Raw genomic sequence first — 16,989 nt, forward strand, 5'->3', positions numbered from 1 at the left:
AAGCGAACCGGATGGTCTCTAGTAACTACGCCAACCGCTCTGTCACTACGCCAACCGCAGCAGGGGCAGCCAGTGCGCTATTTCGGGGGCGCGGCTACCTGATGCGTCGACTCGTCCGTCACCTGCGGCCTCGGAAAACTCGAGGAGTCCGGTGACCATCTGCAACCAGGTCCGAGCGTCGGTCTCGACGACGTTGGGCGGGGTTCCGCGGGTGTGACGCGGACCTTCGATGCACTGCACCGCAACAAACGGTGGGACGCGCACCTCGACGCTCGATCCGGGGGCGATCTGTTCGAGAGTGCGCGCACTCATCTTCACTGCCGCACCGAGTTCACTGCGCGAAGGCTTCGGCAGTTCCGGATCTCGAAGCCACGGGCCGACGGCCAGGACGGCGGCACGAAATTCGGCGGGGTCGACGGCGCGGCGGGGCGGCATCAGTTCACTCCCTGTCTGCGAGTAGCGATACGAACGGCAAGTGCGCCACCGGCATTCGCGGCCAGGTGCAGCAGAGCGGGGGCAAGCACGCTGCCGCCCCGGCGGTGCAGCCACTCGAACAGCAATGCCGACGCACCGGTGAATGCCACTGCTGCGGGAACGTTGTCGCCGGCGCCGCGGGCGGGGGCGACGTGCCACAGCCCGAAGGTCAGTGCGTGAACGGCCTGCGCGGTCGGCCTGTTCAGTTCACGGTTCCAGACCGCGGACATCGCGCTACGGAACAACAGTTCCTCGGAGAGCACTGTGCCGAACGGGATGTGCAGGACGATCCATTCGAGGAAGTCTTCGCGGCCGTCTGCTCGCTCGTCGGCAGCGAGAGTCGCACGCAAGGAGGGAACGGCCAAAGCGACGCTGTAACCCGTAAGTACTGCGCCGGCCGCGGCTCCGCCGAACTGAGCACCACCACGAATTCCGGTGTGCGCCAAGCCGAGTTCCTCGCGGGTGTAACCACGTGCGAGTAGGACTCCGATGGCCGACAGACCGGCCGCGGTGTTGACCACGGCGCGAGTGCGAGGCGAAAGACCGAATGCCGGAAGCACGACGTTGCTCCACGTGATCGCGGCGGCGGAGAGCGCGATCGAGGCTGCTCCCCTCACTTCTCCGGGCCCTCGGATTTCACGGCGACAACCAAAGCCGATCGCACCCGCTCGGTTTCTGCGGCCGTCCATCCCTCGGGCTGGGCAACGCTGATCCAGGCGTCCAGAACGGAGGTTCCGTAATTGTGACCATGGCCGTCCGGAACTCCCGCGGCGTTGCCGAGGTCGGCGGACACCTGCCAGAACGTCACGACCGGGAACCACTTCATCGACGGTGAGCGGTCGAATCCCGGTACTTCCTTGAGCCACTCGGGACGATTGAACATCAGGTCGGGCGACCACCACACCACCGGATCGGAAGGGTGCTGGACAAACAGAACTCGCGGCTCCGGCCACGTCATCCCGTCGGTCGGAATGTCTTCGGAGCGATCCGCGAACCGCACGCCGGCCAGGCCGTCCGCGTATACGGGCGCTACTTCGGGGGTACCGGGATCGCGCCTCTTCTCGATCGAACGCCACAACTGCGTCGCGTTCGGTGGGCCAACCCACAGAATTCCGTCGGCGGTATCGCGCGCCGCTTGCAGTGTGTCGAAGGCTCCGGCGCCGGCCATGACGCCGAGGCTCTCGCCGTAGACCATGAACTTCGGCCTGGTGGCTTCCGGTTCCTGGAGCCATCTTTCGTGCACCCGCTCGATCAACAGGCGTCCGGCTGCTTGCGCCTTCTCCTGGTCGGCGAGGAACGAGATCCAACTCGGCAGGTACGAGTACTGGCTGGCGACAAGAGCAGTGTCGCCGTCGTGCACAAGTTCGATTGCCTGTGCCGCAGTGGGATTGACCCACCCCGTACCCGTCGTCGGAATGACCACGAGAACCTTGCGCTGGAATGCGCCGGTCCTCTCCAGTTCTTTGATGACCAGATCCATGCGCTCTTCGGGATCTTCGGCGCTTTCGAGGCCGGCGTACACGCGAATCGGATCCATCGCCGGCTTACCGGTTGCCGCTTCGAGTTCCTGCGCGTCGAGTCCGCGCGAGACGAAGTTTCGTCCCTCGAACCCCAATGTGTCCCAGGGAGCAGCAGATTCGGGGCTACCTGATTTCATCGGATCCTGCGGTTCGACGACGCCGTCGCGAGTGGTCGAGTTCTGCAGACTGAAGATCGAGTTGGTCGCTGCGTAGATTCCGCGGACCAGGACGCCGTCGACCAGCATGAAGAACAGAACGGTGACAACCAGGACGCCGACACCGTTGGCCACCGATCGTGACCAGTGGAACCGCCGCATCAGCTGTCGGGCAATCAGTTTCACCAGATCGTGCAGGACCCGCCAGATCGAGATGAGCAGACCGCCGATGAGAAGACTCAGTCCGAGTGTTCGGATGTAGCCCGAGGTGGTCGTGCCTTCGGCATCGGTCAGTGCCGCGATTTCGCGTTGCCACCCGGCCGCGTAGACCAGCATGATGATCGCCGCGACGATGGACGCGACCGGAACGAAGACTTTGATCGCGGACGGCACCGGTTCGGGCAGTGGCCACCACCGTCGCCCGCTGAGCAGGTATCGCTCGACAGCCCAGCCGATCGCGGTACCGACGCCGTAGCCGATGGCCGAGTTGATGCCGCCGATCAGACCTTGGAACAGCCAATCTCGCGGCAGCAACGAGGGAGTCAACGACCAGCAGAAGAAGAACGCGGCAAACGCGATGCCGGTGAAGTCGAGTTTGAGGAGACCCCACGCCCACTCGGTGAAGCGATTGTCGAGCTTCTCGAGAGATGCGGGAACAGCCAGCCGCAGGTGGTGTTCCTGCGGCTGGCTGTCAGAAGAAGTCAGTTCTCCGGAATCGACCATCTATCACCCGAACAGAGCGGGCAGCGTTCCCTCGAAGGCCTCACGGAGCTTGGCCATCGTGACGGAGAAGTGTCCCTGGACCTCGACGGAATCACTGCCCTCGTCGACGACCCCGATACGCGTCCACGGCAAGCCGCGGGCGGTGCACATACCCGTGAAGCGGGTTTCTTCCGTGCGCGGAACAGCAACGAGGACGCGTCCTGACGATTCCGAGAACAGGGTGACGAACGGATCGGCGCCCTCGGGAATCAGGATGCGGCAACCGGTTTCGCCGGCCAGCGCGGCTTCGACGACGGCCTGGGCCAGTCCACCCTCGGAGAGGTCGTGGGCTGCGGTGACCAGTCCGTCACGCGAGGAGGCGAGCAGGATGTCCGCGAGCAGCTGCTCACGCGCGAGGTCGACCTTCGGCGGCACGCCACCGAGATGACCGTGCTGGACCTGCGACCAGATGGAACCGTCGAACTCGTCGTGGGTGTCGCCGAGCAGGATCAGCGTCTCGCCGGGCTCGAGTCCGAGGCCCGTCGGGATGCGGCGGTGAACGTCGTCGATCACACCGAGGACGGCAACCACCGGCGTCGGCAGGATCGCCGTGGATCCGGTCTGGTTGTAGAAGCTGACGTTGCCGCCGGTGACGGGGATGCCAAGGGTGGCGCAGCCGTCGGCGAGGCCGCGAACAGCCTGCTGGAACTGCCACATGACACCCGGATCCTCGGGCGAACCGAAGTTGAGGCAGTTGGAGACGGCCTTGGGCGTTGCGCCCGTGACTGCCACGTTGCGGAAAGCCTCGGCCAACGCGAGCTGGGCACCGGTGTACGGATCGAGCGCGGTGTAGCGGCCCGAAGCGTCGGTGGACAGTGCGATTCCGCGTCCGGTCTTCTCGTCGATGCGGATGACGCCGCCGTCGGCGTTCTCGGCCAGGACGGTGTTGCCGCGGACGTAGCGGTCGTACTGCTCGGTGATCCACTTGCGGCTGCACAGGGCAGGCGAAGCGATCATCTTCAGCAAAGTGGCTTCGAGTTCTTCGTCCGTCTCGGGACGCTCGAGCCCTGCGGTCGTGTTCGCGATCAACGCGTCCTGGCTTGCCGGGCGCTCGACGGGACGGTTGTAGACCGGGCCCTCGTGAGCGACGGTGCGCGGGGGAACGTCGACGACGGTCTCGCCGTGCCAGGAGATGGTGAGGTGCTCACCGTCGGTGACCTCGCCGATGTCGGTGGCCAGGACGTCCCACTTCTTGCAGACCTCCATGAACGCATCGACGTTCTCGGGCGTGACCACGGCGCACATGCGCTCCTGCGATTCGCTCGAGAGCACCTCGGCCGGGGTCATGCCGGTGGCGCGCATCGGAACCTTCTCGAGGTTGATGTGCATGCCGCCGTCGCCGGCTGCAGCCAGCTCGGAGGTTGCGCAGGACAGCCCGGCGCCGCCGAGGTCCTGGATACCGACAACGAGGCCGGCCTTGTAGAGGTCGAGACAGCACTCGATGAGTACCTTCTCGGTGAACGGGTCGCCGACCTGAACCGCGGGCAGCTTCTTACGTCCGCCGGTGTCTCCACCCTCGTCGTCGAAGGTTGCCGACGCGAGGACCGAAACGCCGCCGATTCCGTCGAGACCGGTGCGTGCGCCGAACAGGATGATCTTGTTGCCTGCGCCCGAAGCGAAGGCCAGATGCAGATCCTCGACACGCATGACGCCGGCTGCCAGTGCGTTGACCAGCGGGTTGCCTGCGTAGGACTCGTCGAAGACCGTCTCGCCGCCGATGTTCGGCAGGCCGAGGGAGTTTCCGTATCCACCGACACCACGCACGACACCGTCGACGACGCGACGAGTGTCGGGGGCGTCAGCAGCGCCGAAACGCAGCTGATCCATGACGGCGATCGGGCGCGCACCCATGGCCATGATGTCGCGGACGATGCCGCCGACTCCGGTGGCCGCACCCTGGTAGGGCTCGACGTACGACGGGTGGTTGTGGCTCTCGACCTTGAACGTGACTGCCCAGCCGTCGCCGATGTCGACGACGCCGGCGTTCTCACCGATACCGGCCAGCATGTTGGCGCGCATCTCGTCGGTGGTGGTCTTGCCGAAGTATCCGAGGTGGACCTTCGAGGACTTGTACGAGCAGTGCTCGCTCCACATCACCGAGTACATCGCCAGTTCGGCGTCCGTGGGACGGCGGCCCAGGATCTCCTTGATGCGTGCGTATTCGTCGTCCTTGAGACCGAGCTCCTTGAACGGCTGAGCGGCATCGGGATCAGCCGATGCGTGCGTGACGGTATCGACCTGGTGAGCAGACACTGGAGAGTGGTCCCTTCCCTACGGGAGTCAAGAGGCAAGCCGGCGCGGAGCGGGACACCACGAATGTGCCCAACGAAAGAACGTGCCGGGGGACAGTCTATCGGTGTGGGCCGACGACTTCCGCAGACGGCAGCACCCGCAACACCTCCGGGCCTGCGAAGTATCGCCGGTCACACCCGCCCCGGTTTGGGTGATCCGGTCGGTTTTCTTAAGGTCAGGGCCGGTCCACTCTCTCCCTCGAAAGGCCTCGCATGCCCCAGGATGTTCGTCAGTCCGATCTCACGGCGCAGTCCCAGTCGGTGACCACTCCCCTCACTCCGGCTGCAATATTCCTGGTCGCGACCGTAAATCCGGGTGGCGAGAACACCACAAGAGAGCTACTCGCCGACGTCGCGGGTCTGCAGCGCGCCGTGGGGCTGCGCGTCCCCGGATCAGGTTTGGATGTGGTGACAAGCATCGGATCGTCGGCCTGGGATCGACTGTTCGCCGGTCCGCGCCCTGCCCTACTGCACCCGTTCACCGCTTTACAGGGTGACGTTCACTCGGCGCCGTCGACTCCCGGCGATCTGCTCTTCCACATCCGCGCGATGAGCATGGACGCGTGTTTCGAGGTCGCTCGGCAGATCACGAAGCGACTGCACGGCGCGGTCACCGTCGTCGACGAAGTTCACGGCTTCCAGTACTTCGAGAACCGCGACCTCATCGGCTTCGTCGACGGCACCGAGAATCCGGTGGGCCGCGACGCCGTCGCGGCGGTGACGGTCGGCGACGAGGATCCCGAGTTCGCAGGCGGCAGCTACGTCCACATCCAGCGCTACATCCACAAGATGCGGGACTGGGAAGCAATCACCGTCGACGAGCAGGAGCGTGTGATCGGACGCAGCAAGCTCGAGGACATCGAGATGACGTCCGACGTGAAGCCGGCCAACTCGCACGTAGCCCTCAACGCAATCAAGGACGAGAACGGCAAGGCTCTCGAGATCCTGCGCGCCAACATGCCGTACGGACGCCTCGGCGACGACGCGATCGGCACCTTCTTCATCGGCTACTGCCGCACGCCGGCGATCACCGAACGGATGCTCGAGAACATGTTTCTCGGCAACCCTCGCGGCAATTACGACCGTCTGCTCGACTTCTCGACGGCCGTGACGGGCTCGATGTTCTTCACACCGAGCGCCGACTTCTTCGAGGATCTACCGACTGCCCCCTCTACGCCCACTGGGCTCCCAGCACTTTAACTACGCGCCCTCTAACTGCGCGGCGTGAGGAAGGCGCCAAGCGCGTCGGCATACATGCGGACATCCGCCGCGCCCATCAGCTCGCGCGCCGAGTGCATGGCGAGCTGAGGCGCGCCCACGTCGACGGTGGAGAGTCCGGTGCGTGATGCCGTGATCGGTCCGATGGTGGAGCCGCACGGCAGATCAGCGCGGTGGACGTAGCGCTGCATGGGCACTCCTGCCTGATCGCAGGCGAGCGCGAATTCGCCTGCACCGGCTGCGTCGGTGGCGTATCGCAGGTTCTGGTTCACCTTGAGTACCGGCCCACCGTTGATCTCGATCCGATGAGCGGGCTCGTGGCGGTCCGGATAGTTGGGGTGCGTCGCGTGCGCCATGTCGCCCGACGCGCATACCGAGCCGGCCATCGCCTGCAGGAATTCTTCGCGGCCACCACCGCGTCCCAACACGATCCGCTCGAGCACGGTGTTCAGCAGGTCCGAGAAAGCTCCGCGATCGGACATGCTGCCGACCTCTTCATGATCGAAGAGTGCAAGCACCGGGACCTGCTGCCCCGGCGACTCGGCCGCGACCAGAAGTGCTTGTGTCCCTGCATAACACGTGCCCTGATTGTCGAGCCGAGGGGCGCTGACCAATTCCTTGTCCACGCCCACCACTGCGCTGGGCGCGAGGTCGTGTGTCATCAACTCCCAGCCGAGAACCGACGACGCGGCCACACCCGCATGCTCGGCGACAAAACCGATGAAAGACTTGGGCTTCGAACCCACTCCCCAGATTCCGTTGACGTGCCGCTGCGGATCCAGCGTCACGCCCTTGCGATCTTCGGACAGGTGGATAGCCAGCTGCGGAACACGAAGAATCGGGTCGTCAATGCGAACCAGCTTCTGCTCCACAGTGTTTCCCACCCGGACACTCAATCGTCCGGAGATACCGAGATCGCGGTCGAGCCACGAGTTCAGCCACGCACCGCCGTACGGTTCGAGGCCCACCATCTGCCACCCGGCCGAAGTGAGGTCGGGATGCTGTTTGACCCGCAGATTCGGGCTGTCGGTATGACCTCCGACAATTCGGAACGGAGCGGTACTTCCGACGCCCTCGGTGCTCCAGGCGATCAGCGAACCACCTCGCACGAGGAAGTACCGTCCGGGCTCGGCGGGCCACGACTGCGTTTCGTGGACTTCGACGAACCCACCGGCAGTCAACTCGGTCGCCACCGTCGCGCACACATGGAACGGCGACGGTGACGAATCGACGAAGCTGCACAAGCCGTCTGCGTCGGCCCCGGTCAGAGAAGCCGCCCCGGCCTGAGACGTCCGAGAAGTCTGAGAAGTCATGCCCCTCATCATGCCCGAACAGGTGTCCGCGATATCAGCGGGCGCGAATTCAGTGGGCCCGAATCAAGCGGGCACAGGACTGGTCAGCTCAGGCGTGCGGACCGGACACGCAGAACTGGTTCCCATCAGGATCGAGGAGCGTCACCCAGCGGAAACCGTCCATGTTCTCGCGGTGGTGTTCGGTTGCCCCGGCCTCGACGAGTCGCGCCACCTCGGCGTCGAGATCCGGACTTCCCAGATCGAGATGGATGCGATTCTTCCCTGCCGTGGGATCCGGGACCTTCTGGAAAGCGAAGTTGGTGGCGCTGTCCGGGACCGAGACGATGTAGAACCAACCGTCGTTTTCCTCGACGATGTTTCCGCCCAACTGCGTTGCCCACCACGTTGCGAGCGGACCGGGATCGAGACTGTCGAAGGTGATCATGCCGAGTGTGAGAGTCATGCGCACACGCTAATGGAAGCCACCGACAAAGACTCGCGATCTCGGGCTGAGATGAGACGATCCTCGAATGCGACTCACAACGCTGCGCGACCGCGCTTCAGAACCACTCTTCGCAGTTTTCATCGCGACCGGCTTGCTCCTGAGCATCCTCGGAGTGCTCGCCTGACCATCATCCACTTCGACCTCGAACCGAACCCGATCACCTTCACTGCCACAGGTCTTGCTGTCGGTCTTGTCGCCGCCACTCTGCTTCACGTCCGGAACTACTCGCTCACACGAACGAACTAGCGGGCGAGGAGATCACTCGACCGCTTCGAGTTCCGCGACACTCCCGTCCGAGATCACCCGGACGTGGCGGGTGATCTTCTCGATCGGCCAGTCCCACCACGCAATTCGCACCAACTTCTCGATGTCTTCAGCACTGAAGCGGCGCTTGATCTCCGTTGCCGGGTTGCCGCCGACAATTGCGTAGTCCGGGACGTCGCGCGTCACGACGGCACCAGTGGACACGATCGCCCCGTGACCGATCCGAACACCGGGCATGACTGTCACGTTCCCGCCGAACCACACGTCGTTCCCGACGACGGTGTCACCGCGCGACGGCAGATCCTGCACCAAATCCATGTGCCTGGCCCAATCGCCGCCCATGATCGGGAACGGGTAGGTGGAGACACCGTTCATACGATGATTTGCGCCGTTCATGATGAAGGTGACGCCGGTTGCCAGCGCGCAGAACTTTCCGATCACCAGCTTGTCGGGACCGTAGTGGTGCAACACGTTTCGAGTCTCGAACTCTTCGGCGAACTCCGGATCGTCGTAGTAGGTGTACTCCCCTACCTCGATCAACGCGTTGTCGATCAACGGCCTCAGCAACACCACCCGCGGTTGCCCGGCCATCGGATGAACAAGGGTGGAATCCGGCGCAGTGTGATCCGGCGCAGTGTGATCCGGCGCAGCGAAATCTGACGCAGTGGGATCTGACGCGTCCATTACCAACTCCGATCCGTCGGCGCGGTGTCGCCGACCGCAGCAAGACTATCTGGTTCCTGCTGCGGTCGACCGACACGCGAAAACGTGCCGGTCGTCAGCCCAGAAGCCCCTTGGCAATATGGGTGACCTGAATTTCGTTGCTGCCCGCATAGATCATGAGCGACTTGGCATCACGCGCCAACTGCTCCACTCGGTACTCGGCCATGTAGCCGTTTCCACCGAACAGTTGCACGGCCTCCATCGCGACTTCGGTCGCTGCGCGCGAGGAGTACAGCTTCATCGCTGACGCCTCCGCCAAGCTCACCTTGTCTCCGGCCGCGGTGCGTTCGATCGCGTTGAAGACCATGTTCTGCACGTTGATTCGAGCGACCTCCATCTCGGCCAGCTTGAGCTGGATGAGCTGGAACTGCCCGATCTCACGTCCCCACAATTTGCGGGACTTCGCGTATTCGATACTCAGACGGTGACATTCGTTGATGATGCCGAGTGAGAGGGACGCGATGCCGATGCGTTCGGCGGCAAAGCTCTCCTTGGCGCTGGACTTACCGTCCGATTTTCCGCTGTCCTCGGTTTCGCCGAGCAGGCGATCCTTGGTGATGCGGACGTTGTCGAAGAACAGCTCACCGGTGGGTGAGGAGTTCATGCCCATCTTCTTGAACGGCGGGCTCTGTGTGAGCCCCTCCATGCCCTTGTCGAGGATGAAGGCGAGCACCTTGCGATCGCGGCGATCAACCGACGCGTCGCCCTCGTCGAGCTTTGCGTAGACGATCATCACGTCGGCGTACGGTCCGTTGGTGATGAAGGTCTTGTTGCCGTTGAGGATGTAGTCGTCACCATCGCGGCGCACGTAGGACTTCATGCCGCCGAAGGCATCCGAGCCCGAATCCGGTTCGGTGATCGCCCAGGCGCCGACGGTTTCGAAAGTCACCAGGCCGGGGAGCCAGCGTTCCTTCTGTGCGAGTGTGCCGCGGCTGCGGATGGTTCCGGCGGCCAATCCGAGGCTGACGCCCAACGACGCGACGAGACCGAGGCTGACTCCGGCCAATTCACTGTTGAGCACAACGCCCATGCTGCCTGCGCCGCTGAATGCGCTCGACTTCTCACCGTCACTGGAGGGTGCATCGCCACGCTCACGTGCCAGCGACTTCTCGAGACCCTCGCGTGCCATGTCGGCGAGACCGAAGGTCGAGTACAGCTTGCGGATGATGTCGAACGGCGGCAGCGCACCACTTTCGAGCTCGTCGACGTGAGGTCGCACCTCTTTGTCGATAAAGCCCCGCAAGGCGTCGCGGAACATCAGGTCGGTGTCGGACCACTCGTACATGTGCCTGAACTCCAGTCGGTGAACGATCGGGAGACTGCCGAACGACAGCCACCCACCGAATATAGAACACGTTCCAAAACCGGAACAGGATTCAGCTGATCAGTCCCATTCGCTGCGAGATCCACACCAGTTCCTGTTCGACGCCAGCGGACCACACCGAAAAGCTGTGACCACCGGGAAGCTCGAGATACCTGGCGTCCATTCCGGCCGCTTTGGCCGCTTCGTACACCTTTTGCTGGCCGGGCTTGAACTCGTTGTCATCTGTTCCGACCACAAACACTCCGCCCGAGTTCGGGAACTTCCGCGTCGCCAGGAGATCCATCGGATTCACCTTCACGAACGCTGCCTCGTCGCCGCCGAATATCTCGTCGACGGTCCGCTGTCGGTCACCGAGCGAAGGCTCCAACTGACCGGACAGATCGAGGAATGTCGGGTACACGTCGGGATAGTTGGTCGCCATCTGTAGTGAACAGGTACCGCCGTAGGAGAGCCCGCCGATGGCCCACGCTCTCGGATTCGTGTCGATCTGGAACGCACTCGCCACTGCCGCGGGCAAGTCCTTTGCCAGATACGTGCCGACCTTGCCCTGCGAAGAGTCGGTGCACAACGGATTGGCCATCTGCGAACCCGTTCCGTCGGCGATCACGACAACCGGAGCCAGCCCGGCATGATCGCGCGCGAAAGAATCCATTGTCGCGGTCAGCTTTCCGCCTTGAAGCCAGTCCTCTGGTTTGCCAGGCTGGCCGGCCATCAGCACCAGTACAGGAAGAAGCGGACGCGGATTAGTGAAGTACGACGGCGGCAGATACACCTGAGCGTCACGCGCGGAGAATCCCGAAATCGTTCCGGGGACCGGCAAAGTCGTGACTCGTCCGCGAATCGGCATGCCTTCGGGCGCTTTCCACACCGTGTCGGTGGGGTCGCCGGTGACAACAGGATCCGTCGGACCGGGAACTTCACTGAGTGAAATGCGGTCGAAATCGTCGTGGCCGAACGCAATTCCCACAGTCGGATAGGCGGCAAAGACCAGATTGATCTGCGTTGCGGCGGTAACGATGACCAGCACGGTCGCAACCACGGACAGCACCGCCTTCGCGACGGTTCCGCCCGCCTTGATTCGCGGCCCGAGAAGTAGCAGCGCGTAGATACCGAGACCGATCCACACGTAGATCGACATCGCGATGGGATCGGGGAACGGCACGATCACCTTTTCGACGGTGATCCACACGGCGATCATGATCACCAGTGCGATCAGCCCCGCAATCGGCACCGCTCGGCGGTAGTACCACCGCACGTTCGAACCGAGCAGCCACACACCACCCAGGACCCCAAGGACAGTCAGGATCACCGGCAGCGGTCCCGAGATCAAACTGATTCGGTAGAGCCAGTCCACGTCAAGCCTCTCGCGCGTAGAAATGTCGCACGCTCGAGGCTAGACGACGACGCTAGTACTCTGGATCAGGTGACATTCATCAAGGTCTGTGGCCTACGCGACGTTGACACGGTCGACTTCACGGTGGGACTGGGCGTCGACGCCATCGGTTTCGTCTTCGCCGAGAGCGTCCGCAAAGTCGACCCCGCTCTCGCAGTCGAACTACTTGCGCGAGTCCCCGCCCATATCTGGGCAATCGGAGTCTTTCTCGGTAACCCGATCGATCAGATCCTCGAGATCGCCGAGGTCACCGGGCTTCGCACCGTGCAGATTCACGATCTTGTCGACGCCGAGCAAGTGCAGCGGCTGCACGACGCCGGCCTCACCGTCATCCGCGCGGTCGTCTCCAGCAACGTCCGCGACGGTTACAACCTCGACCTCGGTGAGGACGAACTCCTGATCGACGGCGCGGATGCCGGATCCGGGGTGCCGTGGAACTGGGCCCAACAGCAATCGCGCCCGCAGGGCCAGTGGATCCTGGCAGGCGGACTGTCCCCGGACAACGTGCGCGACGCATTGGATGCCACCGGCGCCTGGGGCGTCGACGTCTCCAGCGGCGTCGAATCGTCCCGCGGCGTCAAGGACCATGCTTTGATCGAGAAGTTCGTGAGCGCTGTCCGGCAGACCGATCACTCGAAGTAGGACGCGTAGTCACTGAACGCGACTTGGCCGGTGGGACTCGCCTTCACCGCGTCGGCAACAGCAGGCGGAATAGGAGCCCAGTGTGCAGGCATCGCTGCAGCCAGTGAGGGCTTCAAGATGTAGAGCAGAGCGAAGTTCACGATCCAGAGCGGCGGCGCCATCGACATGCCGACCTCCGAACTCACATCGCCTTTGGTGTTGGTCACCAGCTGCGCTTCACCCGAAATCTGTTGCGCTGCAAATCCGTAGACCGCCTGCACCGTGTATGCCGACTGATAGAGCGCAATCAGAGTGTGCGTCGCACCGTTGTTGCGCAGCCAGGTGCCCACAAAACCGCCGGGAGCGATCAGCGTATTCACCTGCCGCGTCGGCGCATCCGCGTTGGCGGGGCTCTGCAACAACCCGTCGGGATTCACGTACAACCCGTAACTGGCCAGAACCGACGGCGTAGTGCCGGAGTAGAGAGGGCGCCCGTTCGTATTGGTCAATATTCGGGCGCATTCGTCGATCACCTCGGCGTCCTCGCGATTGCCCCCGACCCCACCGCCGGAGATGAGATCGCGATACTGCTCCTCGGACAAAGTGTCGGCTGGTTCGAGTCCGATCTGCGCGGCAATCTCGTCCGCTACCTGTTGACCCAGCGGCTGGTTGAGCTGATCCGGACTGGTCATCTGCGTGGGCGCGACGCTCTCGTAGCCAGGTGCCCCGGCAAAGGGGATCACGAACCCGGTATCGACAGTCTCCGCAACAGGTTGAGCGCCGGTCGTCTGAGTCATGGCAAACGAAAGTACGCACACCCCAACCAAAGCCAATACCGGGATGGTCCCCCGGTGCGACCGTGCTCGACGTCTACAGCCCTCGTCTGAGAAAGCCTTGCCTGCAATTCCCTTGCCGCGCATAGGTCAACCTCCCGGGACACAGTCCGGCGAATCAACTCGAGCTTGCATCTCAGTCAAACGCTGTGAACAGCGCCGTGTCAAGACTCTTGCCAGGTCGAGGGGCCGACGGCACCCGCTCGCCCGATACAGTGGTCCTTCCAACTGGAGTGACCTCACCCGCGGTTGACCGCTCGAGTTGTGCGCGTCAGTTGCAGGAAGTCCCGCGTCAGTTACACGAAGTTTCTGGAGGCGAGCAGTGCCGAACAAGCGCGGAACCGTGTTGATCACCGGTGTCGGCCGGAGCAAGTCGATCGGAGCAAGCCTCGCATTGGGTCTCGCCGAGGATGGTTGGGATCTGACGATCGGCTACTGGGAGCCTTATGACGAACGCGTCGGATTCGTCCGCGGAGCGCACGATCCACTGGACGTGGCAGAGAAGTGTCGCGCACTCGGGAGCCGTGTCGACCTGGTTCCCGGAGATCTGGCATCGCCGGACGCTGCCGGTCAGCTCGTTGACGCTGCCGCAGCGCGGAACGACCTTCGTGGGCTGGTGCTCTCACATTGCGAAAGCGTCGACAGCTCCATCCTCGATACCACCGTCGAGAGCTGGGAACGACATTTCGCCGTCAACGCCCGCGCCTCTTGGCTGCTGATCAAAGCGTTCGCCGAACGACTTCCGCAACAGCACGATGCCAGTCAAGTGACCGGACGGATCATCGCGCTCACCAGCGACCATGCGGCCCACAATCTCCCGTACGGGGCCAGCAAGGGCGCACTCGACCGTATCGTCATCGCAGCCGCAGTCGAACTCGGATCACGTGGCGTAAGAGCCAACGTCATCAACCCAGGACCGATCGACACAGGGTGGATGACACCGGAGATCAGACAGGCCGCCACCCTTCAGACCCCTGCCGGCCGGCTGGGTACTCCCGGCGACACTGCAGACCTCGTTCGATTTCTGATGTCCGACGCCGGAGGCTGGATTACGGGACAACTCCTTCACTCCAACGGCGGATTCAGTACGAAGTGAGCCCTGGCCGGACTCGGTTCAGGCTTTGTAGGTCGGTAGCGTCTGCCCGAGCCTCTTGCCCATCTCGGCAGCCAATGCGGCGAGCCCGCTGGCCGGACGCACCATGACCTCGAAATCGACGATCTTGCCGTCCTCGTCGAATTCGACCATGTCGATTCCCTTGAGGCTCTTGTCGCCGATGTTCGCACTGAATTCGAGCACGACCTGCCGACCGTTGGCTCCGGCGAACTGCCGGTGGTACTCGAAGTTCTCGAAGACCTGGATCACCGTATTGAGAATGAGCACAACGGCATCCGCGGACTGGTACGGCTTGAATCCGGTGGGCGACCGGAACTGCGCGTCGGACGCTACGATGGTCGGCAGCTCCGACAGGTCACCGGTTTCGATCATGGTGTTCCACAACTGCAGGGCGGCTTCGACTTTCGGTTCGAGCGTCAATTCCGTGCTCATGCTTCTACCCTTTCCTCGACGTTACCTGCCACTTGATTTACCGGCACTTGATTGGTGACGGCCCACGCACTCAACACAGTTCGCACCCCGGTCACGAGTTGCAACGGCTGATCGATCATGACGTGATGTCCGGCTTCGGGAATCTCCGCCACGATGGCCTCCGGTCCGAACAACCCGCGCATGTGTTCCATGAGTCGGTCGGACACAATTCCGTTCTCGGCCCGGAAATATGCTACGCGGCAACGTGGTTCACTACTCAGAACATCTTCGGCGCCGACACGGAGAAAGAAGTTCGGATCGAATTTCCACGACCAACCACCGTCGACTTCCTCCATCGACGTGGCCGCCACATGATCACGCACTGCGGGTACCCCCGAGTCCTGCGGCGGGACGAAGCGGAATCGACCCATTGCATCTTCTCTGGAGGGGTAAACCTTCTTGGGGCCGAACGCATTCTGGCGTCGAGCTGCCTCTTCTTCGGGCGTACGCGCCTTGAGCGGAGAATCGATGATGACAACGCCGTCCAACAGCTCGCCGTGCAGATGTGAGGCCACGAAAGAAACAATCCCACCCATACTGTGCCCGACCAGAATCGGCTTGCCGTCGATTCCCCCGGCCTCAGCCGCCGCCAGCACCTCGCGAGCCCACTGGGACATCGCGTAGGCATCGCGAGTGTCACTGTCGCCGTGGCCCGTCAGGTCCAGGGCAACGACGCGCCGCCCATCGGCCAACTGCGGGGCGATGTGGTCCCACCACCTGCTGTGGGCCGCACCGCCGTGGATCAGCACGATTCCCGGCCCCGCCGACCCCACCGACCCCCAAGCCCGAAAGTGCACCGCAGCGCCCTCGACCTCCACCGAACCGGTCTCGACCGGCGCTTCCAGCGCCCGAGTGAACCAACCAGGCACGTCTTCGACCCGCACATTGCTCATCGATCGAACATACATAGTCGCCAATCGGTTCATCCAACTCTTCCCAGTTCGTGATCCATCACCTATATTGAATCCGGCCTCAAGTTCAATTTGTTTTGCCGAAGGGGAGAGATGACCAACCGCCAAGTACGCCTCGCCGCCCGCCCGACAGGACTTCCGGACGCTTCCACCTGGGAATATGTCGACGCCGAGATCCCGTCTGCCGGACCGGGTGAGTTTGTCGTCAAGGTCGAGTACCTCTCCCTCGACCCCGCGATGCGCGGTTGGCTCAACGACGTCAAGTCCTACGTTCCCCCGGTCAAGCTCGGCTCCGTCATGCGCGCCCACGGCGTCGGACGCATCACCGAGTCGCAACACCCCGATTACCAGGTCGGTGACATCGTCGCCGGATCGTTCGGCGCTTCCGAATACGGTGTTTCCGACGGCACCGATGTCACTCGGGTCGACGAATCGATCGCTCCCCTACCGACTTGGCTCGGCGCTCTCGGATTCCCCGGCGTCACCGCATATTTCGGACTGCTCGACGTCGGAAAGCTGAAGGACGGTGACACCGTCGTAGTTTCCGGCGCGGCAGGCGCCGTCGGCAGCCTCGTCGGCCAGATCGCAAAGATCCACGGCTGCAAGGTCATCGGCATCGCCGGTGGTCCGGAGAAGTGCGCGTGGCTCACCGACGACCTCGGCTTCGATGTCGCCATCGACTACAAGAACGAATCCGTCTACAAGGCACTCAAGTCCAATGCACCCGACGGTATCGACGTGTACTTCGACAACGTCGGCGGTGAGATTCTCGACGCAGCACTGTCCCGCCTGCGCCTCGGCGCTCGGGTGGTCATCTGCGGCGCAATTGCAGGTTACAACGCCACCGAACCTCAGCCCGGCCCCGCGCACTACCTGTCACTTCTCGTCAACCGCGCCACGATGGCCGGCTTCGTGGTCTTCGACTACCTCGATCGCTATGCAGAAGCGCAGGAGCAGATCGGAAAGTGGATCAAGAGTGGCGAATTGACGGCTCGCGAGCACGTCGTCGACGGCGGTATCGACGCATTCGGCGACAGCCTCAATCTTCTCTTCGCCGGCGCGAACACCGGAAAGCTGGTCCTGAAGGTCAGCTGAGTCAGACACACACACTCAGACAC

16 protein-coding genes are annotated in these 16,989 nt (G+C 63.2%); 4 read left to right on the top strand and 12 right to left on the bottom strand.

Translation table 11 applies throughout. The features are described from left to right. Window positions 1-45: 45 nt before the first annotated feature. The 4 genes from ACFT1A_RS08455 to purL are packed head-to-tail and all read right to left on the bottom strand — an operon-like array spanning window position 46 to window position 5,164. Entirely contained in the window at window positions 46-435 is a 390-nt protein-coding gene (locus ACFT1A_RS08455; protein ID WP_214883455.1) for a sterol carrier family protein, read from the bottom strand. Next, on the bottom strand, window positions 435-1,091 hold the full coding sequence (locus ACFT1A_RS08460) for a CPBP family intramembrane glutamic endopeptidase (RefSeq protein WP_378446597.1): 657 nt from the start codon (window positions 1,089-1,091) through the stop codon (window positions 435-437). Before ACFT1A_RS08460 ends, ACFT1A_RS08455 begins: the two co-directional genes overlap by 1 nt. After that, the gene (locus ACFT1A_RS08465; protein ID WP_378446598.1) at window positions 1,088-2,872 is read right to left on the bottom strand and encodes an alpha/beta hydrolase; all 1,785 of its coding nucleotides are present in this window, start codon (window positions 2,870-2,872) and stop codon (window positions 1,088-1,090) included. Before ACFT1A_RS08465 ends, ACFT1A_RS08460 begins: the two co-directional genes overlap by 4 nt. Before the next feature lie 3 nt (window positions 2,873-2,875). After that, window positions 2,876-5,164 (bottom strand): phosphoribosylformylglycinamidine synthase subunit PurL, encoded by a 2,289-nt coding sequence (gene purL / locus ACFT1A_RS08470; RefSeq protein WP_378446599.1) that lies wholly within the window; start codon window positions 5,162-5,164, stop codon window positions 2,876-2,878. A gap of 251 nt (window positions 5,165-5,415) precedes the next feature. Between purL and ACFT1A_RS08475 the strand changes: the two genes are divergently transcribed. Then, a complete protein-coding gene (locus ACFT1A_RS08475) occupies window positions 5,416-6,402 on the top strand; it encodes a Dyp-type peroxidase (RefSeq protein WP_378446600.1) in 987 nt (328 codons plus the stop codon). Between the two features lie 11 nt (window positions 6,403-6,413). Here ACFT1A_RS08475 and ACFT1A_RS08480 read toward each other — a convergent pair whose 3' ends face one another. The 5 genes from ACFT1A_RS08480 to ACFT1A_RS08500 all read right to left on the bottom strand — a co-directional run bounded on the left by ACFT1A_RS08480 (window position 6,414) and on the right by ACFT1A_RS08500 (window position 11,882). Further along, window positions 6,414-7,733: a M18 family aminopeptidase gene (locus tag ACFT1A_RS08480; protein ID WP_378446601.1), complete on the bottom strand. Its 1,320-nt coding sequence runs from the start codon at window positions 7,731-7,733 to the stop codon at window positions 6,414-6,416. A gap of 88 nt (window positions 7,734-7,821) precedes the next feature. Then, the gene (locus tag ACFT1A_RS08485) at window positions 7,822-8,175 is read right to left on the bottom strand and encodes a VOC family protein (protein ID WP_378446602.1); all 354 of its coding nucleotides are present in this window, start codon (window positions 8,173-8,175) and stop codon (window positions 7,822-7,824) included. A 300-nt stretch (window positions 8,176-8,475) separates the two neighbouring features. Beyond that, a complete protein-coding gene (locus ACFT1A_RS08490; protein WP_378446958.1) occupies window positions 8,476-9,072 on the bottom strand; it encodes a CatB-related O-acetyltransferase in 597 nt (198 codons plus the stop codon). Between the two features lie 187 nt (window positions 9,073-9,259). Further along, window positions 9,260-10,489 (bottom strand): acyl-CoA dehydrogenase family protein, encoded by a 1,230-nt coding sequence (locus ACFT1A_RS08495; protein WP_230814689.1) that lies wholly within the window; start codon window positions 10,487-10,489, stop codon window positions 9,260-9,262. A 91-nt stretch (window positions 10,490-10,580) separates the two neighbouring features. Beyond that, window positions 10,581-11,882, bottom strand: coding sequence for an alpha/beta hydrolase (locus ACFT1A_RS08500; protein WP_378446603.1), 1,302 nt, complete (start codon window positions 11,880-11,882; stop codon window positions 10,581-10,583). Window positions 11,883-11,951: 69 nt separating this feature from the next. Here ACFT1A_RS08500 and ACFT1A_RS08505 point away from each other — a divergent pair, with 69 nt between their 5' ends. Further along, the gene (locus tag ACFT1A_RS08505) at window positions 11,952-12,563 is read left to right on the top strand and encodes a phosphoribosylanthranilate isomerase (protein ID WP_378446604.1); all 612 of its coding nucleotides are present in this window, start codon (window positions 11,952-11,954) and stop codon (window positions 12,561-12,563) included. On the opposite strand, the gene ACFT1A_RS08510 is transcribed toward ACFT1A_RS08505, so the two are convergent. Further along, window positions 12,551-13,462, bottom strand: coding sequence for a hypothetical protein (locus ACFT1A_RS08510; protein WP_378446605.1), 912 nt, complete (start codon window positions 13,460-13,462; stop codon window positions 12,551-12,553). The two genes, ACFT1A_RS08505 and ACFT1A_RS08510, sit on opposite strands and share 13 nt — an antisense overlap. A 235-nt stretch (window positions 13,463-13,697) precedes the next feature. Between ACFT1A_RS08510 and ACFT1A_RS08515 the strand changes: the two genes are divergently transcribed. Next, the gene (locus ACFT1A_RS08515; RefSeq protein ID WP_378446606.1) at window positions 13,698-14,471 is read left to right on the top strand and encodes an SDR family oxidoreductase; all 774 of its coding nucleotides are present in this window, start codon (window positions 13,698-13,700) and stop codon (window positions 14,469-14,471) included. Window positions 14,472-14,489: 18 nt separating this feature from the next. Here ACFT1A_RS08515 and ACFT1A_RS08520 read toward each other — a convergent pair whose 3' ends face one another. Together ACFT1A_RS08520 and ACFT1A_RS08525 are read right to left on the bottom strand one after the other, a co-directional pair. Next, on the bottom strand, window positions 14,490-14,921 hold the full coding sequence (locus ACFT1A_RS08520) for a nuclear transport factor 2 family protein (protein WP_378446607.1): 432 nt from the start codon (window positions 14,919-14,921) through the stop codon (window positions 14,490-14,492). Next, window positions 14,918-15,853, bottom strand: a complete 936-nt coding sequence (locus ACFT1A_RS08525) for an alpha/beta fold hydrolase (protein ID WP_378446608.1) — start codon at window positions 15,851-15,853, stop codon at window positions 14,918-14,920. Before ACFT1A_RS08525 ends, ACFT1A_RS08520 begins: the two co-directional genes overlap by 4 nt. A gap of 111 nt (window positions 15,854-15,964) precedes the next feature. On the opposite strand from ACFT1A_RS08525, the gene ACFT1A_RS08530 reads away from it, so the two are divergent. Beyond that, window positions 15,965-16,966 (top strand): NADP-dependent oxidoreductase, encoded by a 1,002-nt coding sequence (locus tag ACFT1A_RS08530; protein ID WP_378446609.1) that lies wholly within the window; start codon window positions 15,965-15,967, stop codon window positions 16,964-16,966. Window positions 16,967-16,989 lie beyond the last annotated feature (23 nt).

Origin of the sequence: Rhodococcus sp. NPDC057135, from assembly GCF_042670865.1 — a bacterium.
Taxonomy (GTDB): Bacteria; Actinomycetota; Actinomycetes; order Mycobacteriales; family Mycobacteriaceae; genus Rhodococcus_F.